Here is a 21,759-nt window from a genome sequence, read left to right on the forward strand (position 1 = left end):
CGCAGATGTTCGGACGGCTTATTGGTTTCCCAATTCGGCTATCACTTTTTCCGTAATATCAACGGTAGGACTGTACCATAAAACGGCATTTGCCTGCTGCAAACTTAAAATAATGGTATAACCTTCGCTTTCGGCAATATGACGTATAACCTTATACAGCTGCTGATAAAAAGAATTTGAAGTAGAAAGATTTTTACGAAGCTTTTCCAACTCCATATTCTTTGAACTTGCATAGGCTTCCAAATACTCGGTTTTTTTGTTTATTTCGGATTCTATGCGAAGAACTGCGGTTTCGTTGCGGGCTTTTTCGTATTCCACTTTTTTATCCTGCAAACTTTTTAATTCCGCAGTACGCTTATCTATTTCCGCTTGGAATTCGGCTTTTTTGGTGTCATAATTGCGTACCGCCGAAGATTCCCGAAAGTATGTCGTATACACCCGTCCGATATCAACTACGCCGACATTGGTTATTTGTTGTGCAAAAACGCATGCATAAAGACTTAACAATACTATACATATACCTGTTTTTTTTGTGTTCATATGCTACCTCGCTATTGGTTTGTCAAATTAAATGAAAGTACGAATTTTCCGCCGTATTTGGTCGTCGAATTCCATTCAAAGGCGCCGTTATTGGTTTTAAACGCCCATCCCCACATTAAACGCAGGGGAAATTGCGGTAAAGAAAAACGCAAGCCCGGTCCGAAGCTGAAAAAGAAATCGTCTATGGATAATTGGGTAAACATTTTTTGAGGCGTTTCTTTTACCGCTATTATGTCCGCAAAAAAATCGAGAGAAAACACACCCGGCGCAAGCGGCATACGCAGTTCGGCAAAGCTCGACCACATTGCAGTTCCGCGTACGGAAGAAGACTGATCTGCGAGCGCTGCCCATCCGCGGCCGTTAAACATACCGTCTATAATCAGCATATTGTTTTGACCTATATCGGAACCGGGAACCGGCACCAAAAAAGTAAAGCCCGTATATCCTGCAAAAACGAATTTCAAATTCCACGTTTCGGAAACGGGTTTATCCAAAAGCGTAAAATAAATTTCCCCTTTTGTATCGGTTTTCAAAAAATACTCGGATTCGAGCTTCGGCAGCAAACCTATCCATGAAAACTGTTGGCTGACAAACCATCCCTTCGACGGGTCAAAAAGAGTGTCGCGCGCATTGAGAGAACCCTTTGTCCAAACCGTATTTTGAATACCGAATTTACCGTGTCTGTCGCTGACTGTCGTATCTACAGGCGTATACAGTTTTGCATCATAAAAATTACGCAAAAAGGTATTTGAAAAACCGCCGGTGAGCGTAAAAGCGGCAAAATCCCATACCCAGCGTTTTCCCAAGGCAAAATCGACGCCGAAAGACAATTGATTATAATCCATCATATAATCTTTATCGTTTACACCGCCCGGAAAATAATTGTAATAGGGTGCGGACATTTTTCTGTGCTTTACGTTAATTCCGGCATTAAAATTAAGCGGTTTATTTAAAAACCACGGATCGTTAAAATTAAACGATAAAGCCTGTTCGTCATTCGAACCGGTTATATTAACGCCTATGGTTTTTCCCGTTCCTAAAAAGTTTGCATCTTTCCAATTCGCAAATACGGAAACGGGCCACGAACCGGGTTCCGCTATACCCGAAAAGGTAATACCGAATTCTACGGATGTAGTCGATTGTTCTTCGACATTTATAACCAAATCGATCAAACTCTCGTCGGACCCCTGCACAATGCGGGGAATGACGGCGGAAAAAAAGCCGAGATTATATAAACTGCGCAAACCGGTTTCGACTTTTCGTTTTGAAAAAATATCGCCGCTTTCAAGCGGTATTTCGCGCAATATAACATAATCTTTTGTTTTTGTGTTTCCGGTAACCGTTATGCGTTCTATATGGCTTCTTTTTCCCTCGGTTATATACATAATACAGGAAATAAGGCGGTTTTCGTTGTCTTTTTTTATATCCGGATAAAAGGTGTTTGACGTATAACCGTTTTCATAATATAAATCCGCTATAGCCGCCAAACCTTCTTGAAACCGTGTTTGATTGAATACGCTGCCTTTTTTAAGCCTCATTAAAGCGGTTAATTCTTCGGTCGAAAAAATAATATTACCTTCGGTTGTAATTCCGTTAAACGTATATTGGCTGCCTTCTTTCAGCACATAGGTTAAGGTAATTTCATCTCGTTTTTTTTCTTCGTTATAGGAGGTTTCGCGCACCACATCCGTAATTGCGGCATCCATATAGCCTTTGTTTTGGTAATACAACAAAACATGTTGTTTATCAAGCTCAAGATAGGCTTCCAAAAACGCGCCCTTATTAAATAAACCGACCGCTTTTAATTTCATGTCTTTTTTTAAGTTTTTTTCGCCGATTGCGGCATTCCCCTGAAAACGAATCGCAGTGATAACGGTTTGCCGGCCTTCGTCTATATTAAAAATAACGTTTACGCCGTCTTCTTCGGTATTGATTTCGGAAACGAGTTTTACGTTTGTATAACCGCTTTCCAAATAAAGCGTTTGCAGTTTACGCTCATCAAGCAATACCTTTGATGAAATATAAATATCGTTTTCTTTAACCGAAACGGCATCCCGTAATTCGGGAGTCCGAATACGGCGGTTTCCTTTAAAAATCAAAGATTTTACAATCGGCCGTTCTATAACCGTAAACTGAATAATCACTTCATTTTTTTCGGCATCGGCAGGAAGAGCAAGCGGACTTATATCTTCAAAATATTCAAGCGCATATATTTTATTCAGCAATTCGGTATATAATTCGTCCGAAAACACTTCACCGATAAAAGAATCGGTAACGGCGGTCATATCGGCATTTTTTACGAATTTCAATCCGTTAAATTTTATTGCACGGATTTCTTTTCCGTAATACCAATTATTATCGCTTTGTGCCGGCAAGTTTATACATAAAATAACGAATACGCACATACAAAAAGCAGTTAAAAAACCTCGTTTGCCGTACATACAGCCTCCTAAGTTAAAAGTTAAATTTCCACGATAAACTGATTGAAGTATGCGGGACAAGCAATTTCCAATCCGAAGTTAAGTCCGGCGCGATACTCCATCGTATGGCAGCAAAGGGACTGGGCAATTCCAAACCTATTTCGGGCTGAAACACCAAGCCGCCGGTACTGCCGTCTTTGTTTTCAAGATTTCCGTTATATACCAAATGCAGCATCGCATCGGCATATAAGGTATCTCCAAAGTACTTACCTATATAAACAGTTGTATTATCTAAAAAGTTACCGGCCGATATCCTTGTTCCGGTATTAACATTTAGAGCGCTTATAAAAGCATTTTGCAAAAACATTGTACGCAATGAAAATATATCAAATTTAAACAAATCACGCAATCGGTTTTCCACACTGCGAAAAAGAGTTATTTGCGCACCGTAATCGGCCAAACCGCCGAGCAGCACCAAGGGGTTCGTATTGCCCGCATCGACTAAAAAGATTTGGCCCAACAAGGTCATAATTTCTTGCTGCGATTTTACCGGAACGGATGAAAAACCGGGATTAAGCCGGCTCAAAGGCTGGTCTTCGACGGTCAGCATAATGCGTACCGGATCTCCGGACTTATCGCGCTCACGGATTTCCGCTTTTGCGCTGAGCTTCGGATCGAACGATTCCATGCTTTCATTTAAAACGGCGGAAGCTTCGCGCACGTAAAAAGTTCTGTTCAAATAAAGTATTTCGCCGCCTTTCATAGAAAAGGTACCGGTAAAAGATGAAGTACCGTAGCGGGTGTCGAGTTGTAAACGCAAAGGACTTGTTTGGGTTACCAAACCGCGCAAAAAGGGATTGGTTTTTGACGGCATAAATAAGCGGGATTTGGTATCAGTTATAAGGGTTATATCCAACACCGTATCTATTTGCGGTTTTTCCTGTATAAGCGTTTCTTCCGGATTTAATACGATAACCGCTTCGACATCGGCAGTTTCTATCAAGCCGCGCACATCTACAAGTTCTTTATCGAGCTGAACCGAAACATCCGCCTTTGCAGTTCCGGTAAAAATTCCGTTCGGCATTTTATATTTGGCGGCGGCACGGCTGTCGTCAAGGGTTTTTACACGCAAATTAAGCGATTCTATAAGCAGTTTTTCCAAAGTCAAATCGACGGTCAAGGATGCCTTTGCTCCGGTTTTTTGACCGACAAATCTGCTGTCTACGGCGGAAAAAACATTATCGACCGTTTTTACACGAAAATCCTTGCACACCAATTTTTCATCGACATACTCCGGTACGCCCACAGTCATATCCGTTCCTTGAAACTCGGCGTTGATAATGGGGCTGCCGAGTGTGCCGCTTATCGTTCCCCGCCCCGACGCCGTTCCCGAATAAAGCGAAAACACGGGTAAATCCAAAAGGCGTGAAAAGGTTTTTGCATCGGCCGATATGTTATTGACAAGCAGGGAAAGTTCTTTATTTTTTACCGTACCGAAGGCATTAAAGCGGACGGGAAACCCGTGAGCGGAACGCATATTTATTTCTCCGTCGTCGAATAAAACCGCTTCAAATTCGTTTGAGCCGGCCGTCAAATCGAAGCGGCCGGAACTTCGGATAAGTTTAAGGGCATAATTTTTACGTGTATTAAAAAACGAACCCGCTAAGGATGAAAAAACCAAATCTGCTTGAAAGGATTTTTCTTTAAAGGGTACATGCTCATTATTTTGAAGCGGCCGCACGGAAAAGGAAAACGGGCTTGCATAAGTTTTTTCCGAAAAATACATATCATCCGAAATCCTTCCGGCTATATGTCCGCCTATATTTCCCGAAAAATCTTCCAATGACACGCTTCCTTCAACTGAGGTTACATCAAAATAGCTGTGCTTTAGATTGCAAGCGGATAAAACAAGATTTTTATCTTCAAGACTTATACCGCCGCTTATATGTATGTCCGATTTTCCGGTAACAAAGGATGCGTTTTCTATATTAAGATGCAGCGAGGGGTTCGCAAGGGACCCCAAGGCGGTCAACGTTCCGCTGACGGTATTATTGTCGTTTTGCATACCGATAAAACGGGCGGACGGAAACGAGCGTATTTCGGCTTCGGCCGAAAAATATATGTGTTCCCAAAAATCGGGGACGCCGCCTTTTACCGATTCGGGATTATATGCTTGCAGCATAAGAGAATACCTTTCGGGAGAAAAAGCATCGGATAAAGAAGCATTTAAAGTAAGGGAATCGAAAATGTCGCCGGAAAAATTCCATAATGCGTTAAGGCTGCCGTCCAAAGACGATAATTCGTCGGAATACCGCGCTTTGTTAAGATATAAAGCGCCCGGCTGCACCGCCCCCGCACAATGTATACGCGGCGATATACGCGAAGTTTTTGAAACTTCGGCTATATCGATTTGCATAATGTCCATATTCCAATCGTCTGCCGCATTGTACGAAAAATCGGCCGATACCGAAGATGAAAACAAAAGATTATGTACTGCAAGCGGAAACGATAAAACCGAAAAGGAACCGGTAAAGCTGCCGTTTTTACCGGCATATACCGAAGCGTTAAAATTATAATCGCCGGTGATATTTAAAAATTGAGAAGGAACAAAAATACCGGAAAAGCTGTAAGGTAAAGAATTGACAAATAAGGATACCGAAAAAAACATTTCCCGATTTTGCGGCGCAATATCCGCATTAGCCTGCATTTGCACGGATTGTCCGGAACTGATCATATCAAAGCGGGAAAGCTGAAACACCGATTCCGTTCCGTCTATTGCAAATAAAAGCACTTCATTATCTTTTTTTGTATTGGCGATAACGGCATAGGGACTGTTATATGTAAAACCTTTAAAATCGGTCGATAAAAATAAATCGGAAGAGCATATATAGGGGCTTAAAAAGGGACGTAAACGCGAAAACCCGCTGCCGACATGTTCCGGTAAAAACCACGATGCAAAGGCGGCGGCGGAATCCAAAAACATATTTTCCGTCGAAAATTGAAGCTGCATTTCTTTTTGAGCGCCTAAGGTAAAGCTGCCGTTTAAGCGCACGGTACCCGGGCCTGCGGTGTCCGATCGCGAATAATCATACGCTTCAAAGGCAAAATCCCGTGTAAGGCCGGTTCCGATTACACGCAGCTGTAAGGCGGTTAAACTGTTTTCACCGAAATATAATTGGGGAATAAAAATCAAACTTTCATTTTCAAAGGATTCCATATACAGTTCGGCGGATATCTGATTTCCGTTCGGTAAAACCGCCGAATGTATGCGGGCATTTCCCTGCGGACGCAGCCCTTCTATATCAAAACTGCCGCTGTAATCGGCGTTCAATATTGAAGAAACGGCATTAATAAAATCGATATAAACGGTTTTTTCATCTCCTTCAAAACGAAAAGACAATTCGGCTTTTTGTTTGGGCGGAAATTCGGTACGTAAGGCTCCTTCGGCATCGTAGCGCAATTCCCGCTTACGCCAATTCCATACCGCATTATAATCGCCCGATATAGATAAAAAGGGAATTTTATTTATAAGGCTGTCTTTTTTTTCGGCCCTAAATAAGTCAAAAAGATTCAAATTGTGCGCATGCAATTTAAACAAAGCGGTTTGCTCAAGGGTATCGGCAACAAGGGTGACGGCAAAGGGTAAAATATTTTGCATAAGCGACAGTTGAACTTTGTTGTCCGCATATGCGGCATACATATTTAAGGCAGGGATAGTGTAATCGGATTCTCTTAGCGAAGAAAGCCGAAGCTGGGCAAAACTGTTTTGAATATTCTGCGTAATTTTCGATTGAACGGAAAAACTCCATGCAAGGGTTCCGTACGCATTACCGCTTTTTCCGGTCGAACGTATACTGTTTTTTCCCGATAAACGTATTTGCAGGGCGGTATCGTTTGCAGGGCGGCTTATTGTAAGATTTGAAATATGCAAGTCGTTTGAAACCGATAAGCCGGCATATAAAAAGGAAGCGTCTTTTATGCGTATGCGGATAGGAAGCGAAAACAGGGTATCGATAAGATTTTGTATGTTTTGACCGGGATTTTGTACCTTAGAGATTTTTGCAGTATCGGCATCAAAATTTTCTATCGCATCAAACAAACGTTTTCTTAAAGCGGATTGGGTAAAATCGTCATAATCGCCGGAAACCCCGGAAATAACCAATTCTCCGAAAGCTTCGGCGGGTTTTCCTCCGATCAGTTTGATAAGATTCCATCGCAGTTTTACGGACTTTACGGTAAGTATTGTGTCATCGCTTTCGATATCGCTGACGCTGATATTCGACATACGAATACCCGATAAAATCGACGGAGATAAAGACGTATATGAAACGGAAAAACCGGTTTTTTCACGGATAAGTGTAAGATAGGTATCACGGATATGTGCAAAGGCCGTATGTGCCGCCGAAAGGACGGGAATTACGGAACAGGCGGCAACAAGGCCAATGCATAAGAGAAGGATTATACTGAAAATTCTGCCATAGGTCTTTTTTTTCATCCGCTTAAAGAGTATAATAGCAAAAAATCCAAGATTATGGTAGGGAGTAAAAATTGATATTGCAGGATTTTATTGTTTTTGAAGGTATAGACGGGTCGGGAACTTCCACGCAGATTGAGCGCTTACAAAGGCGCTTAAACGGAAAAAATGCGGTTTTTACGGCCGAACCGACAAAACTCGAAACGGGTATCTTTTTGCGCCGCGTATTAAGCGGAGAAATCGAAGTTGCCCCCGAAACCGCCGCCCGCCTCTTTGCGGCGGACCGTTCGGAACACATATACGGAAAGGGCGGCATTGCAGAAACATGTAAAACAAAACTCTGCGTATGCGACCGCTACCTTTTTTCAAGCCTCGCCTATCAAAGCGTCGAATGCGGCTTTGAACTTCCCGCAAAGCTGAACGAAGACTTTCCCCTGCCCGAAACCGTTTTTTATTTCCGCATAGACCCCGAAATTTCACTCAAACGCATAGCCGGGCGCGGTATAACCGAAATTTACGAAAAAAAAGACTTTTTGGATAAAACCGCTTCGGCCTACGATAAAATTTTTGCCGATTTTGAAGCAAAAAAAACGGGAATGAACATTGTGTATATCGATGCCGCACAAAACGCGGATGAAATCGAAAAGATCATCTGGGGTGTGCTTAAAAAAATGCCGATACTTGAATTGTGAAGCGTTTTTTTAAATCCGTGTCCGTATCGGCGGCGATTGTCCTCTTTACCTTGCTTTTCAGCTCTTATGCAATTACGTTTAAAGAACAGTATTATAAACTCTATCACGTGCATTATCAGCAATATCCCGACGACGTAATGGAAAATATCTATTGGCTTGAACGGGCTGTCGCCGCCGATTTTGCAAACCCGCAATTTGCCCTTACTCATATAAAAGATAAAAAAGATTGGGAAAAATACCGCTATTTATTTATGATGCACGTAAACCTTAAATTGATTGAACAGCACATGAGGCTCGGGCGCACATGGGATAAAAAAATCGCTTATTTTTACGATGCTCCCTGGAAAGAAGAGTACCTTCGCGATTTGGAAACCGCCGAACGCTGTTACCGCGCGGGCTTGTACTATTGGACTGAGGCTAAAATCTGGGCGGAAAAAGCGAATCAGTCCAAGTTCAAATTCTTGTACTTAACGGGCATTCAAAATTGGGAAGACGAATCCTACCGCATAGACAGGGGCGAATTGAATTACGAAAAAATTCTAAACCGCGAACTTGCGCGTTTGCAAAAAGTAAAAGAAAGCTTTATTGCAATGGATGAAAATACCTATTAAAATAGCGGTATGAATACATCTCATTTTACAATACGGTACAAAGCCGTGCATCCGGGAACGGAGTGCACGCAGCTTCTTTTTTACAGCTCAATCGAACAAGCCCTGCAAAGCGCAGCTAATACGGAACCGAATGCCGGCAATACAAAATCTGACGCCGCCGCTTCTACAGTGCAATGCGCTACTTCTGCCAAACAAAACCGCCTTTATATTACCGACGAGCGGGTTGCCTCCTTAAGCCCCGTAAAAAACTTTTTGGAAAAGCAAAAAAGCGAGGGCATTCCCGTATGCATCGTAAAAGCGGGCGAACAACACAAAACAATCGATACCGTTTTGGAAATTGTAAAAACCGCCCTCGATAACAATTTAAACCGTTCATCAACCTTTGTCGGCATAGGAGGCGGGGTTGTCTGCGATATGAGCGCCTTTGCCGCCTCCGTTTTTAAGCGGGGAGCCCGCGTCGATTTGATGCCGACTACCCTGCTTGCAATGGTTGACGCGGCAATAGGCGGAAAAACCGGCTGCGACTTCGGCAGTTATAAAAACATGATAGGAAGCTTTTACCCCGCCGGCACACTCTATATAGCGCCCGAATTTATACAAAGTTTAAGCGACACTGAATTCCGTTCGGGTCTTGCCGAAGTTTTAAAAACCGCCCTTCTCTACGATAAAAAGCTGTTCCGTCTTTTACGGGAACAAAAAGAAAAGGTTTTAAATCGGGAAGCGGAAATTATAAATCACATTGTAAAAGTATGTGCCCGTGCAAAGGCGAAAACAGTACAAAAAGATTTAACCGAGCGCGGTATACGCATGCACTTGAATTTGGGACATACCTTCGGCCACGCTCTTGAAACCCTGGCAGGTTTGGGAACAATCAGCCACGGAGAAGCGGTTGCATGGGGCATAGGGCGCGCAGTCGATTTAAGTGAAAAACTGGGGCTTTGTCCGTCATCATACAAAGAAGAAGTGTTTCGAGCGCTTCAAAGCTACGGATGGAGCTGCGGGCGCATTCACAGCGCACTGCAAACCGCACTTGCGGACAGTCCGACAGAAGCACTTTTGCAGGCGATGAAAAAAGACAAAAAAAACAGCGGCGGCACCGTCCGCCTTATATTGCAAAAAGGCATAGAATCCGCCCTTATAAGAGAAGTTGAAGATGAATATATCCGCACAGTACTTTGATTGGGCTGCAAGCGCGCCGCAAAACCCCGAAATAGCCGCCGAAGCTTTGGACATTGCGCAAAAATACGCGGCAAATCCTTCGAGCGTACACAAGGCGGGCATTGAAGCGCGCAAAAAACTCGAAGAAGCGCGAAAACGCTGCGCCGATGTTTTAAACGTAAAGCCCGAATGCCTCGTTTTTACATCGGGCGGCACCGAATCGAACCATATTCCCCTCCTTTCTTTACTGCAAAAGCCGATTAAGGGCAGCATTGTTATAAGCGCGATAGAACACGCCGCCGTCCGCGAACAGGCCCTTGCATTACGGCACTGCGGAAGGCGCGTTATCACCGCCGACTGCGGCAAAGACGGCATTGTAAGCGCCGATGAGGTTTTAAAAAAATGCGAGGGCGATACCGAAATGGTGTGCATTATGGCCGTCAACAACGAAACGGGGGCAATACAGCCCGTATATGAAATTGCCGATGCTCTTGCCTCGCTCAAGGGAAGACGGCCTAAGCTGCACGTGGATGCTGTACAAGCCGCAGGAAAGATTCCCTTTGATTTTTCCTATACGGGTATAGACAGCGCCGCCGTCAGCGCTCATAAAATATACGGCTGTCGCGGCATAGGCCTTTTATACACGGCTTCGCGGACTGAAAGCTTTTTAAAAGGCGGCGGCCAGGAAGGCGGTATGCGAAGCGGAACCGAAAACCTGTTCGGCATATGGAGCCTTATGCGCTGCCTTGAAACCTGTGCCGAAAAAACCGCATGCACGGCAGCCCTCGAAGCGCAAAAAGAAAAAACCGCCTTTTTTATCGGCGCTTTACAAAAAATTCCGGGCTGCACCATTATACCCGAAGCGCGCGCCGCTTTTCCCGACTTATATTCGCCCTGGATTGTGCAGGCAAGCTTTAAGGGTATTCCGGGAGAAGTTGCCGTACGCGCGTTAAGCGAACGGGGCTTTTATATTTCAACCGGTTCGGCATGTTCGGCACGCAAAAACAAACGTCCCGTTTTAAGCGCAATGAAAATCGACGAAGAAACCGCGCGCAATTCCGTGCGCTTTTCGTTCGGTTCCATGCAAACGCATAAAGACATCGAAGCGCTTATAGAAGCGGTACGGGAAGTAAACGCCTTATTCGGCCAAAAGATTTAGGATTTTTTCTTCAAGAGCCGCTTTTTCGGGGCCGAGACGGATATAGGCGTTTTTTACCGCCTCCGCACCCGATTCCCTTGCAAAATCGGCCGTACCGCAAACCGCCGGCTCGCTTTCAGCCCGATTAAAAAGTATGCTTTCGTTTTTTTCGTCAAGGACTGCCGAAAGCGGGCTTCCGCGCAGGACAACGATACGTCGGGCGAGGCAGAGGGCTTCCCGGATATCATGGGTTACCGAAACAACGGTACGTTTTTCTTCCCGGCACAATTTTGCAAACAGGGCCATAAGGCGGAATTTTATATGCAAATCCAAAGACTGAAAGGCTTCGTCCATCAGCAAAATGCGCGAAGGATAGGCAAATGCGCGCGCCAAAGACACCCGCTGTTTTTCGCCTCCCGAAAGCTCGTCCGGAAAAGCATGTAATTTATCCTGCAAACCGCATTTTTCAAGATAGGTACGGGCGCGCTTTTTCGCTTCAAGAGGAGAAAACAAAGATACAAGGGGGAAAAAAACGTTTTGAAACACGGTCGAGCTTTTAATCAAACGGTCTTCCTGAAATACATAGGAAATAAGAGCTTTTTCCGCGCAGGATTCGCCTCGCGTACAAAACGAAACGCTTTTATCGGCGGTTTGCAATAAGCCCGCTATCAAATCGAATAAACTTGTTTTTCCCGCCCCGGAAGGCGCAATCAGGGCGGTAATCGTTTCGGCTTCAAAATCAAGAGAAAAATCTTTAAAGAGGCTTTTTCCGCCGCGCTCAAGCGTCAAATGTTTTATCCGAATGTCCGTCATCGTTTTTTCCGCCGATTAAAAATAAAGCCCAAAGCGCGCTCGCACAGATAACTCAATACGATAATTGCAATCGTATAGGCAAACACATCCGCCGTTTCTATGTGAGTTTTGGCGGTTTGCATAGCCGTCCCGATTCCTTTTTTGGGAAGACAAATCACTTCGGCGGCGGCAACCACCTTCCAGCTCAGTGAAAAAGCCGTCAACGCGCCCGATAAAAAATACGGAAGTACCGACGGCACATAAATATAGCGGATTTTTTGTATAACAGTAAAGCCGTAAATGCGCGCCATGGCAAGAATTTTTTGATCCGTTTCGCGTATGCCCGAAGCGCAGGAAGCGCTCATAATCGGCAGCGTCATAAGCAAGCCGATAAAAACGGGCACCGTATCGGTCGAAAACCAAAACACCGCAAGCAAAATAAAGGACACAACGGGAGACGCTTTTATAATCCCCATCGGAAAGCCGATAAAATCTCTAAAACGGGGAAAAAGGCCTGCAAGGGTGCCTAATACAATCGATAAAACAAGGGAAATAAAAAACGAATACACACTGCGGAAAGCCGTAGCACCCGCATGCTGCCAAAAGCGCGGATCGGTAATGAGAACTCCAATGCGCCGAAAAACTTCGGAAGGGGAAGGAAGCACCAGGGTAAGTCCTAAACGCAGGCTTTGCACCTGCCAAATAAAAACAAGAACGGCTGCCGGCAAAACCGCCGAAATAAAAATCCCGTTAAGCGTCTCCAAAACACCCGATTTTTGTACAGTCATGCCGGCAAGTATAGCAAAGAATTATTTTAAATAAAAGCCGTCGTCGGGGAGTTTTCCTCCGATGGATTCGGGTGCGAATTCCGCAAACACGGACAAAAGGCGCTCTACGTTTTGCCTGCTTTCCCGGGCGCTTTGCCATACAAAGGCCGAACGCGGAACCGAAGCGGCAACAATCGGCGCTTTTAAGCCGAGCGTGTGTTTTTCAACCAAGGCGCCGGCAGCCTTCGGGTCGGCATTTACCGCCTCAACCGATTCTTTACATGCCTGCAAAAATAATTCGAGGGTTGCAGGATATTTTTCCGCAAAGGCTTTGCGCACAACCAAAGCCATAACCGGATATTCACAGCCTTCGATACCGCAGGCTTTTTCATAGAGTTTTTGCACGTCCAAAACCCGCGCAATGGTTTTATCCTTTATCGATGCAACCGTCGAAAAAGGCTCGGGTACCAAAGCGTAATCGATTTTTCCTGCAAGGAGGGCGGGAACTATTTCGGGCGTAGGAATGGAAAAATCGATTTCAATACCGTCTGTGGTATTGAGTTCAATACCTTCCGAGCGCGCCAAATACCGAATCATATAATCGGGGGTGCCGCCCTGACCGGCAACGGTAAGTTTTTTACCCTTTAAATCGGCAAGGCTTTTTACGGATGTATCGCGGCTTATAACCGAAAGCATACCGTTACCCGTGATAGCGGCCAAAAGGACGGCCTGCTTGTTTGCGGTATACACTTTTGCCGCAACGTTTATGGGTAAGATGCCCGCATCGACTTCACCTTTCAAAAGCTTGGGCAACAGCACTTGCGGAGAAGCCGACACTTCAAAGCTTGAAGGAATGCCGTTCAAGTCGGGAGCCTTTTCAAAAAGAGGCACCATACCGATACCGCTGGGGCCGTTTAAAACGGACATGCGTACGATTTCGGGCTTTTCGGGTTTTACCGGAACGATTGCCGCGGCATCCGAAGAAGGTGCAGCCTTTACAGGCTCGGCACTTTGCACTTGTGCAGGCTTTGCAGATTCGGTATCTTTCGTTCCCTTTGCAAAAAGCGGATTTACAACGCATAAAAGCGCAATCACACCGACAATCAACATACGATTGAGTTTCATTTTTCTCTCCTAAACCGCCGCAACGATAGGCCGAATGGCGTTTAATTTAAAGGCGCCAAAGGGCATTTAAAAAGCGGTAAAATTATAAGGAAAGACTAACATTTTCCCGCACCGATGTCAAGAACGGCGGAAAACTGACTTTTCAAAAGTACTTACTTTTCGGAACAAACCCGTTAAAAACTTGACGGGCATCTCTATTCCGAAGGATGCGAAGAAAATCTATACCTGAGTTTTTAGAGATGTCCGATAATAAAAAAACAAGTCACGCAAAACTTGTCATATCGCCGTTTTTGTCGCCGTTCCCTTATCTTTTTCCCGACTCCTTTTCCACCCGCTTTACATAGTCTTCGCCCCAGTAGTCGCAAAGCATTGCGTAGGCTTCTTCGCGCAAAGAAGGGGTAACGCGCTCCAGATGATGCAGGTTCATCATGGCGTGATTAAGGCAGAGTTTTTCCAAGGCGAGTTTAAGCTCGGCGGCACGGGGACAGTCAAGCGGATGTTCCTGCAAATAATCAAAAATGACGGTAAAAACGGAAGCGGCGGTACAGGCTTTTTCCCAGCGCTCAAGGCTTGTGACTTCGGAGTTGGATGTGATACCTTTATCATTAGTGTAATTATACACAAAAGAATCGATGCCGTAGTACGATGGTTTTTTTAAAAGTACAAAAAAATACAAAAGCAAGTCTTCGGCCATAGTACAAAAAGTATGAGGAAGCTCGGCATACACTTCTTGTAAAAGACGGGTACGGAACAGTTTAGCGCATAAAAAACTCGAATGCTCTTTTTTGATAAGAAAATTTTCCAGGACATCTTCTCCGGAAAGAAAACCCTTATGTATCGACTGCACACTTTTTGAAAAAGCATTGAATTTTTCCGCAGCCTTTTTATCCGACGGGTCCAGCCCCGGAACAAATAAACGCATTTTACCGTGAATAATATCTGCAGCATAGGCAAGGTTTCCGCTGCCTGAAGCAAGCAGGCCTTTGTAAAAGTTCAGTAAAGCTTCGGGAGGCAGGATGTCATCGGAATCTATACAGCATACCCACTCTCCCGATGCGGCCATAGCCCCCGTTCTGCGAGCTTCGACAAGACCCAGGTTTTTGCGGTGTTCCAAAAGCGTAAGGGGAACGCCGAGGGCTTTGAATTTTTTTTTATAGGGTTTGATGATTTTCGGTAAGGATGAACCGCCGGGACTTCCGTCATTGACGATGAGGATTTCGATGGGAAGGAACCGCAAAGAGCGCAGAGGACACAAAGAAGCTTCTTCGGTTAAAAAGAAATCCCCCTCCCGAACCGAACTTTCGTGAAGGGGCTGCTGCTCCAAGATACTGTCCAACAAGGCGGGTAAAGTGCTTTCCGTTCCGTATACCGGAACGGAAAGACTTATAAGAGGGTTATTCACTTAATACCAAATGAAACCGCAGAGATTCCTGTACTCTAATTCTCTTGAGAATGCAGCCTCGGTAGAGATTTCGCTCAATAAGGTGCCGCTTAAACTGAAGGTAAGCACCTTGTTTCTTTGATTACCCAGTTGAATTCCTTGATTAGTATTCTCACCGTAAAAACCGTCGTTTGCAATAACCAATTCTTTGGGCTTTACGGCAATAAAACGGTAGGGAGCATACCCCTTATCTTCCTCGGCACCGCTCCATAATTCATGAGGTTCATTCGGAAGCTCATCGGAAGCAGGTCCTAAGTCCAAAAGCCTGCCGCTTACAACAGCTTGCGAGTCGTTTCCAGCAATATGATTATCTTCATCTCCCGCCCCCACGGTTTTATAACTTACGGCATAAAGCCTTCCGTTAAGAATCTGCATAGAATGTATAAACTCTACAATGGGATTTTTATGAACTCCTCCAGAACCGCTGCTTATTTCCATGCTGTCTCCGACAGGGCTGCCGTTTTTATCATACTTTTGGACAGTAATCTTGTATTTATCACCGGTACGATTTTTTGATGCAACAAAAAGACCGTCTTTATTTGCCGCCATTGCGGAAGGTTCATTGCCGGAAGGCAAAACTATTCCGTTGCCGCTTGCAAAAGAGGTATCAGGAGCCGCAGTCTGAAATCCATTTCCCTGCCATTTAAGGCGTTTTATCTTATTACTATTATCAACATAGTATAGATACTTATAACCATCGGAAGCGGAGCTGTCTACAGCCATACCGCTTTTAGAGTTAAGATTACTAACAGGATTATTAGTTGTATATTGCAAGTTCCCGGAATAAACACCTTCAACCTGAGGATACATACTTATCTTATTATCATTTTTTAGAATATACAGGTTTCCGTCCAAGTCATAACAGAAAACATCTTTACAGTTGTTCGTTAATAATTGAGGCTGATTTAAAGCTTCATTTCCCCTGTCAATTTGATAGTACTCAAAGCCGGACGCATTACGCTTCCATACAATCGTCTTGGTATTCGGAGCTTTCCACTCTTTCCATTCGTTATACCATTTTGCAGGACCGGCATCCGTAAAGGTCAGGGCATTGGTGTTCATGTTAAGAACGCCGATGCGGTTGCGGTTTTTAACGATACGGACACCTGCGGGAGTATCTGCGGCATCAAAGCCGTCGTCGGCTATGTAGATATTGTCCTCGTCAAAGCCGATTACCTTTACCGCCCCGTAAAAGTTTTCGGAATAATCGTAATCTTCCAATACACCGTTTTCAAAGTCGGGATCATCGGCAAAACCTATTTTTACCGGGTCTTCAGCCAAATTATTTATCTTATAGCGGACAACACCGCCTAAAGAGTAGAGAGCTTTATTATTTCCGGTTATGGTTTCATTCACCGTTTTAAAAAGCACATAGGCATAACCATTGCGGATAAAAATATCGGTTACTTCCGACTCTTTACAGTCTCCGATGTTAATATGAGTTTTAATCGAAATATGGGGTTCAGTTGCGCCACCAACATTTTGGGCATAGATATTAAGAGGATCGTGAGGAGCATCCTTTCCTACCCACACAACCCGATTATTATCGATTGCTGCCTGACCTTAAAAAAACGTGAGGCTTGTTGTTAGAGGGGAACCGTTGACCGCGTTTTCTTCTATTTCATAAACACTACCGTTTTGATCAACAACATAAGTTATGCCTGTTGTAAAATCGTTCATAATAGTTATAGGAATAATTGCGGAAAGAGTTATAGATTCAGGACCGTCACCCTCGCTTGTGTAGCGGTCAGTCTTATCGGAAGTCGATTTATATCCGACATACAGTCCTCCCAAGCTGTCTCGGGCAAAGATATGCCCTTCATCGGTTGATTGGGGCACAGTAATCGGTTTTCCGTCCATGTAGAGGGTTAAGTCATAATTAACGTCCCCATATGCGGAAACTGTTTTTTTCTGTGTAAACAACAGCTTATTTAAGCCGGATATCTTTTTACTCAACTTGACGGCAACGGCATTCACACCCGGTTCAACGGTGTGCGTAACAGAGCCCGACCATATACCCGAGGGATTATAGACGGACACCTTTATGCGCACCGTATCTCCTATCGGAAGGTATAAACTGACGCTTTTCGGATCTTCCGGCTTTAACTCTTTTACCGAATAGCCGCTAAGTGCTCCTTCGGCTTCTATTTTTATGTGTGCGCTTGAAAGTATCGGAAGAGAATTCGAATCCAAGGCGCGATCAAGCGATGAAGAAGCGCCGAAATCGATTTGTACCGCTGCAAAATCTTTTTTTATCCCGAAATTACAGGCTAAAAAAAGTATCGAATATAAACTTATACACCATACACAGAGTTTTTTCATAGCAGCCTCCTCTAAGGAAGGGCATACCCCAAAAGGGGATTCATTCCCACATGTACAGTATATACGATTTTTTTTAAAAAAAACAACGTTTCACACAACTTGCACCTCGGCATTCGACATTTGACATTCGGCATTCGACATTTGAACCTTACTCCCCTATATTTCCTGCGCGTCTCCCGATTCGGGTTGTTTGTACATCTTCCAGTTTTTCGCTTTCGCTCCGTTAAAGGCAGCTTGTAAAGAAGACGGAAAAGTAAAATCCGTACAATTTTCTTCACCCGCCCCGGTTGAATACAGCGTACAACACCCCCTATACCACGTAGGACAATCCGGAAGTGCATTGAATATACTTATAAAAGCGTCTGCATCCAGCTTATTTTTCCAGCAGTCCAACCAGTACAAACCTGAACAGCCCTGCACATTAAGCAATGTTAATTGATTATTATAGCAGAACAATCTCCACAAAGCTGAACAGCCCTGCATATTAAGCGATGTCAATCGATTATATTGGCAGTCCAAGAAATGCAAAGCTGAACAGCCCTGCACGTTAAGCGATATCAATTGATTATCATTGCAGTACAAAGACTGCAAAGCCGAACAGCCCTGTACATTAAGCGCCGCCAATTGATTATTTTGGCAGTTCAACTGCATAATTTTACCCTTCAGCACCACCTTAGTGCCTGAAGCGTTTAAGACTATCCCACTATTGTTCGGAATGAAAGTTTGAGTACAGCCTTCAACATTAACAGGCAAAGAGTCGGCCGTTACAACTCCAATATAAATGTTTTTTTTGTCGGGACTTAAAATCAGCGAAGCCCCGCCTTCCACATAGGGAGCGCTTATCGTTCCGGGACCGGAGGAAGCATTCTCCCCTTCCAGCATACTTTGCAAAAAGGGATTTTTACAGGAAACCGTTGTAAAAACCGCAGCTAAAACAACAAAAATCAATATTTTTTTCATAGCTTACTCCCCTAGGGGCGGCACGCCAAGCGGAAGCCAAAATCACCGTCAACATTGCTTGGATGACAGACAAGCCGCATTCCTACTACGCATAAGATAGAATCGTTGACCCAGCTGCCGCCGCGCCACACACGACCGCCGCCCGACACGGGACCCGTAGGATCCGTATCTGTACCGGCTGTTACTATACCGTACCAATCCCAGCACCATTCCCAGACGTTTCCGCTCATATCCTTTAAGCCTAGATAATTACCCCTTTTTCCTCCTACAGGATGAGTTTCAAAGTTTGAATTCACCTTATACCATGCTACCGTATTCATTTCGGCCGAATCGTTCAAATCACCTTTTGTCCCGCTTGCACTGTTCAGTTTTGTAAGCCAAACATCTCCGTATAGCTCGGCATTAGTGCTGTCGCTTCCCTGCCAGCGGGCTGCATATTCCCATTCGGCTTCGGTCGGAAGTCTGTATCCTTTTTTGCTCTTGTCAAAATAAGCGGCATCACAATCGGTTTCATTGTTTGAATCTTTTAATACCACCGCATGATTATCCTTTTTTCGGTATATACATTCGGCATCCGAACCGTTTACCATCTCTGTATAGGCATTGCACCAAATTATACAATCCCGCCAATTGATATGAGTTACAGGTTTATTCTTACCCTCTGCTGTAGGCGGTCCTCCTTCAGTACTATGACTTCCTTCTCTTCCCGCATTGGCAAAAACATACCCCTTGTTATTGTCATAATTCCATTTGCGCACCTTATACCACAGCTCATAGGTTACCTCCGTTTTTCCTATCATAAAGGGACTGAGTTTTACACTTCTACCTGCACGGAAAACACCTTTCCAATCCTCAGTTGCACCGGGTAAGCCGTATGTCGGATTATGGCCTATAATACCGTTTAAAGGCGGGGTTATTTTTACGAAGTATCCGGCATCTTCAAAAAAGCCCACATAGGGGTTTTGCGGATTTTCCGTTCCGGGATTTTCGGTTACGGCATTCTCTATTCCGGCATTTTCCCCTTCCAGCATACTTTGCAAAAAGGGATTTTTACAGGCAGCCGTTGTAAAAACCGCAGCCAAAACAACAAAAATCAATATTTTTTTCATAGCTTACTCCCCTAGGGGCGGCACGCCAAGCGGAAGCCGAGGTAGTCGCACCAGGTATGGGCGGAGGTATAGCCCCGCCTGCCTACAAGGCAGGTGATTGCTATGATGTTGATGTCGCCGGTATTATGATTATTCCCAAAATGTCCGAAGCCGATCCAGCTGCCGCCGCGTTCAATACGGGAACCGGATACTGCACCTTCAGGGTCAGTAACCTCACCTGTTGCTATAGTATACCTCCCATCAAAACACTATTCCCTGACATTTCCGGACATATCTTTAAGACCCAGCGCATTCGCAGCCTTGCTTCCAACCACAGCTGTCTTTGTTGGCGCAGACGTTTGATTTACCCAGCCAGTTCCATTCCACCAAACGCCACACACAGCCACCCTGTTAAGCTCATCCCTTAAACTCTCCCAGCTTTCGCCTTCGGGTAAGGGAAGACCTTGAAAACCTATAGGCTTTTTCATACCGCTTGCGCTCCAAAGCTTTGTCAAATATACGTCTCCGTACTTGTCGGCATTTGTGCTGTTGCTTCCCTGCCAGCGGGCTGCATATTCCCACTCGGCTTCGGTCGGAAGCCTGTATCCTTTTTTGCTTTGATCAAAATAAGCGGCATCACAATCGGTTGCATTGCTTGAATTTCTTAATACCTCATCATGATTATCTTTTTTTCGGTATACACATTCGGCATCCGAACCGTTTACCATCTCTGTATAGGCATTGCACCAAATTATACAATCCCGCCAATTGATATGAGTTACAGGCTCTTTTTTACCCGATTCGGTGGGTTCTCCGTAATAACCATGACTTCCTTCTCTTCCCGCATTGACAAAAACATATCCCTTGCTATGGTCATCATTCCATTTGCGTACCTTATACCACAGCTCATAGGTTACCTCCGTTTTTCCTATCCGGCATTTTCCCCTTCCAGCATACTTTGCAAAAAGGGATTTTTACAGGAAACCGTTGTAAAAACCGCAGCAAAAACAACAAAAATCAATATTTTTTTCATACAAATCTCCTTCAACATTCAGCATTCGAACTTTGTCATTCGCCATTCGAACTTCGAACCTCGCCCTTCGACATTCGAACTTTGACCTTCGACCTTCGTCATTTCCTACTTCTTGCAGTTTTTTTACTTGAAATTATAATTGCCAATATTTCCTGCATTTCTTTATATAAAGGTCTTATTTCTTCTTCATATTCGGATTTTAACTCTAATATTATTTCAAACCAATACAGAGTTTCATCCGCTTCTTCTTCTACAATTCCCAATTTTGCGATAAATTCTGCCTTTGACCTTGCACGGCAGGCAGCACGATAGTTTGCTCCGACCGATGTTGCTGAACGCATTATTTGCTTTTCAATCACAAAATATTTTGTTTCCTTCGCAAATTTTTCACAAAATCGAATAATATCAACCGCTAATTTTTTTGTTCTATCCTTAATATTCTCAGCCAAACTCCCCCCTTTTAAAAGGTCAAAGGTCAAATTGAACTTCGCCCTTTGCACTTCGCACCTCGACATTCGAACTTCGACATTTGACATTCGTCATTCGCCATTCGACATTTGACCTTCATCAATCCCCGAACCGTATTCCTCCTGCAAGGCCTACAGCCCATACTACCGGATAGCCGCCGCGTATATAGGGTTCTATAAAAAAGTTGTTTATTGTCCGGCGGTATCCGAAAGAAGCTTGTCCCAAACCGAATATAAGCGGGTTGCCCGCTTTTTTATGTTCGCTGTAACTTAAAACTGCGCCGCCTTCGGCTTGAATAAAAAAGCCCGAATCTTTGTGTGGTTTTGAGGCAAAATCGTAAAAGTTCCAACGAAACAACAGAGCGGTATCGAACAGGTGATGTTTGTTAAAATCGTGCGAATACAGCGCCTTTACCCCTGCGGAAAAGTTTCCGAGCTTTACATCGAACGGCAGGACAAAAAGGGCGTACATGCCCGTTCCGGAGGCGGGATTTACAGGGCTGTTCATATTCGCTTCGGCTAAAAAGGCGAGCGACCATGCAAACCTTTTCGGGGCGCCCGCGGCAAAGGAAAAGGCGGGTGTATCTTGAACGGTTTTGCCGGGCCTTTTTTCGGTATTTTTTTCCGAAGCGTCAACCGGGCTTTTTGGTTCCGCAGCGGGGGCGCTTTCGGAAACCTTTTTTGGTTCCGGCATTGTTTGTACCTTTTCGCTGTCGGCGCTTTTTTCGAAA

General features: G+C 44.5%; 17 protein-coding genes and 1 pseudogene. 4 read left to right on the forward strand and 14 right to left on the reverse strand.

Annotation, left to right across the window (positions count from 1 at the left end; translation table 11 throughout):
- Positions 1-18: 18 nt before the first annotated feature.
- Genes H0R92_RS02950 through H0R92_RS02960 form a run of 3 tightly spaced genes read right to left on the reverse strand, consistent with a single transcriptional unit; the run spans position 19 to position 7,455 of the window.
- On the reverse strand, positions 19-540 hold the full coding sequence (locus H0R92_RS02950) for an OmpH family outer membrane protein (protein WP_432960997.1): 522 nt from the start codon (positions 538-540) through the stop codon (positions 19-21).
- 11 nt (positions 541-551) lie between these two features.
- Entirely contained in the window at positions 552-2,981 is a 2,430-nt protein-coding gene (bamA, locus tag H0R92_RS02955) for an outer membrane protein assembly factor BamA (RefSeq protein ID WP_432960999.1), read from the reverse strand.
- Positions 2,982-2,994: 13 nt separating this feature from the next.
- Positions 2,995-7,455, reverse strand: coding sequence for a translocation/assembly module TamB domain-containing protein (locus H0R92_RS02960; protein ID WP_432961001.1), 4,461 nt, complete (start codon positions 7,453-7,455; stop codon positions 2,995-2,997).
- A 53-nt stretch (positions 7,456-7,508) separates the two neighbouring features.
- Between H0R92_RS02960 and tmk the strand changes: the two genes are divergently transcribed.
- Genes tmk through H0R92_RS02980 form a run of 4 tightly spaced genes read left to right on the forward strand, consistent with a single transcriptional unit; the run spans position 7,509 to position 11,054 of the window.
- The gene (tmk, locus tag H0R92_RS02965; RefSeq protein ID WP_432961003.1) at positions 7,509-8,126 is read left to right on the forward strand and encodes a dTMP kinase; all 618 of its coding nucleotides are present in this window, start codon (positions 7,509-7,511) and stop codon (positions 8,124-8,126) included.
- Positions 8,123-8,737, forward strand: coding sequence for a hypothetical protein (locus tag H0R92_RS02970; protein ID WP_432961005.1), 615 nt, complete (start codon positions 8,123-8,125; stop codon positions 8,735-8,737). The genes tmk and H0R92_RS02970 overlap by 4 nt, the downstream gene beginning before the upstream one ends.
- 9 nt (positions 8,738-8,746) lie before the next feature.
- Positions 8,747-9,916 carry a 3-dehydroquinate synthase gene (aroB, locus tag H0R92_RS02975; protein WP_432961007.1) on the forward strand — a complete coding sequence of 390 codons (1,170 nt, stop codon included), beginning with the start codon at positions 8,747-8,749 and terminating at the stop codon, positions 9,914-9,916.
- Positions 9,891-11,054: a cysteine desulfurase family protein gene (locus tag H0R92_RS02980; protein ID WP_432961009.1), complete on the forward strand. Its 1,164-nt coding sequence runs from the start codon at positions 9,891-9,893 to the stop codon at positions 11,052-11,054. Before aroB ends, H0R92_RS02980 begins: the two co-directional genes overlap by 26 nt.
- Here the strand turns inward: H0R92_RS02980 and H0R92_RS02985 are convergent.
- From H0R92_RS02985 to H0R92_RS03035, 11 genes and pseudogenes are all read right to left on the reverse strand, one after another.
- Positions 11,034-11,846: an ABC transporter ATP-binding protein gene (locus tag H0R92_RS02985; protein ID WP_432961011.1), complete on the reverse strand. Its 813-nt coding sequence runs from the start codon at positions 11,844-11,846 to the stop codon at positions 11,034-11,036. The two genes, H0R92_RS02980 and H0R92_RS02985, sit on opposite strands and share 21 nt — an antisense overlap.
- Complete coding sequence (locus H0R92_RS02990; RefSeq protein ID WP_432961015.1) at positions 11,843-12,613, reverse strand: ABC transporter permease; 771 nt, start codon at positions 12,611-12,613, stop codon at positions 11,843-11,845. The genes H0R92_RS02985 and H0R92_RS02990 overlap by 4 nt, the downstream gene beginning before the upstream one ends.
- Positions 12,614-12,634: 21 nt before the next feature.
- Entirely contained in the window at positions 12,635-13,717 is a 1,083-nt protein-coding gene (locus H0R92_RS02995) for an ABC transporter substrate-binding protein (RefSeq protein WP_432961017.1), read from the reverse strand.
- 304 nt (positions 13,718-14,021) lie between these two features.
- Positions 14,022-15,119 (reverse strand): glycosyltransferase family 2 protein, encoded by a 1,098-nt coding sequence (locus H0R92_RS03000; RefSeq protein WP_432961019.1) that lies wholly within the window; start codon positions 15,117-15,119, stop codon positions 14,022-14,024.
- On the reverse strand, positions 15,120-16,691 hold the full coding sequence (locus H0R92_RS03005) for a hypothetical protein (RefSeq protein WP_432961021.1): 1,572 nt from the start codon (positions 16,689-16,691) through the stop codon (positions 15,120-15,122).
- Between the two features lie 30 nt (positions 16,692-16,721).
- Positions 16,722-17,480 carry a hypothetical protein gene (locus H0R92_RS03010; protein WP_432961023.1) on the reverse strand — a complete coding sequence of 253 codons (759 nt, stop codon included), beginning with the start codon at positions 17,478-17,480 and terminating at the stop codon, positions 16,722-16,724.
- A gap of 156 nt (positions 17,481-17,636) precedes the next feature.
- A complete protein-coding gene (locus H0R92_RS03015; protein ID WP_432961025.1) occupies positions 17,637-18,440 on the reverse strand; it encodes a leucine-rich repeat domain-containing protein in 804 nt (267 codons plus the stop codon).
- A gap of 11 nt (positions 18,441-18,451) precedes the next feature.
- Positions 18,452-19,549, reverse strand: a complete 1,098-nt coding sequence (locus tag H0R92_RS03020; protein ID WP_432961027.1) for a formylglycine-generating enzyme family protein — start codon at positions 19,547-19,549, stop codon at positions 18,452-18,454.
- 11 nt (positions 19,550-19,560) lie between these two features.
- Positions 19,561-20,463, reverse strand: a pseudogene (locus H0R92_RS03025) (formylglycine-generating enzyme family protein); the annotation flags it as partial.
- 196 nt (positions 20,464-20,659) lie between these two features.
- Positions 20,660-21,010 (reverse strand): four helix bundle protein, encoded by a 351-nt coding sequence (locus tag H0R92_RS03030; RefSeq protein WP_432961029.1) that lies wholly within the window; start codon positions 21,008-21,010, stop codon positions 20,660-20,662.
- A gap of 118 nt (positions 21,011-21,128) precedes the next feature.
- Positions 21,129-21,722 carry a hypothetical protein gene (locus tag H0R92_RS03035; RefSeq protein WP_432961031.1) on the reverse strand — a complete coding sequence of 198 codons (594 nt, stop codon included), beginning with the start codon at positions 21,720-21,722 and terminating at the stop codon, positions 21,129-21,131.
- Positions 21,723-21,759 lie beyond the last annotated feature (37 nt).

The sequence above is a fragment of the Treponema sp. OMZ 840 genome, from assembly GCF_050937815.1.
Taxonomy (GTDB): domain Bacteria; phylum Spirochaetota; class Spirochaetia; order Treponematales; family Treponemataceae; genus Treponema_C.

Excerpts from the sequence above, each read along its gene's own strand:
- H0R92_RS02990 (WP_432961015.1), bottom strand. The coding sequence starts at position 12,613 with ATGACTGTACAAAAATCGGGTGTTTTGGAGACGCTTAACGGGATTTTT.
- H0R92_RS03035 (WP_432961031.1), bottom strand. The coding sequence starts at position 21,722 with ATGCCGGAACCAAAAAAGGTTTCCGAAAGCGCCCCCGCTGCGGAACCA.
- H0R92_RS02950 (WP_432960997.1), bottom strand. The coding sequence starts at position 540 with ATGAACACAAAAAAAACAGGTATATGTATAGTATTGTTAAGTCTTTAT.
- H0R92_RS02985 (WP_432961011.1), bottom strand. The coding sequence starts at position 11,846 with ATGACGGACATTCGGATAAAACATTTGACGCTTGAGCGCGGCGGAAAA.
- H0R92_RS02980 (WP_432961009.1), top strand. The coding sequence starts at position 9,891 with ATGAATATATCCGCACAGTACTTTGATTGGGCTGCAAGCGCGCCGCAA.
- aroB (WP_432961007.1), top strand. The coding sequence starts at position 8,747 with ATGAATACATCTCATTTTACAATACGGTACAAAGCCGTGCATCCGGGA.
- H0R92_RS03015 (WP_432961025.1), bottom strand. The coding sequence starts at position 18,440 with ATGAAAAAAATATTGATTTTTGTTGTTTTAGCTGCGGTTTTTACAACG.
- H0R92_RS03010 (WP_432961023.1), bottom strand. The coding sequence starts at position 17,480 with ATGAAAAAACTCTGTGTATGGTGTATAAGTTTATATTCGATACTTTTT.
- bamA (WP_432960999.1), bottom strand. The coding sequence starts at position 2,981 with ATGTACGGCAAACGAGGTTTTTTAACTGCTTTTTGTATGTGCGTATTC.
- H0R92_RS02960 (WP_432961001.1), bottom strand. The coding sequence starts at position 7,455 with ATGAAAAAAAAGACCTATGGCAGAATTTTCAGTATAATCCTTCTCTTA.
- H0R92_RS02995 (WP_432961017.1), bottom strand. The coding sequence starts at position 13,717 with ATGAAACTCAATCGTATGTTGATTGTCGGTGTGATTGCGCTTTTATGC.
- H0R92_RS03020 (WP_432961027.1), bottom strand. The coding sequence starts at position 19,549 with ATGAAAAAAATATTGATTTTTGTTGTTTTGGCTGCGGTTTTTACAACG.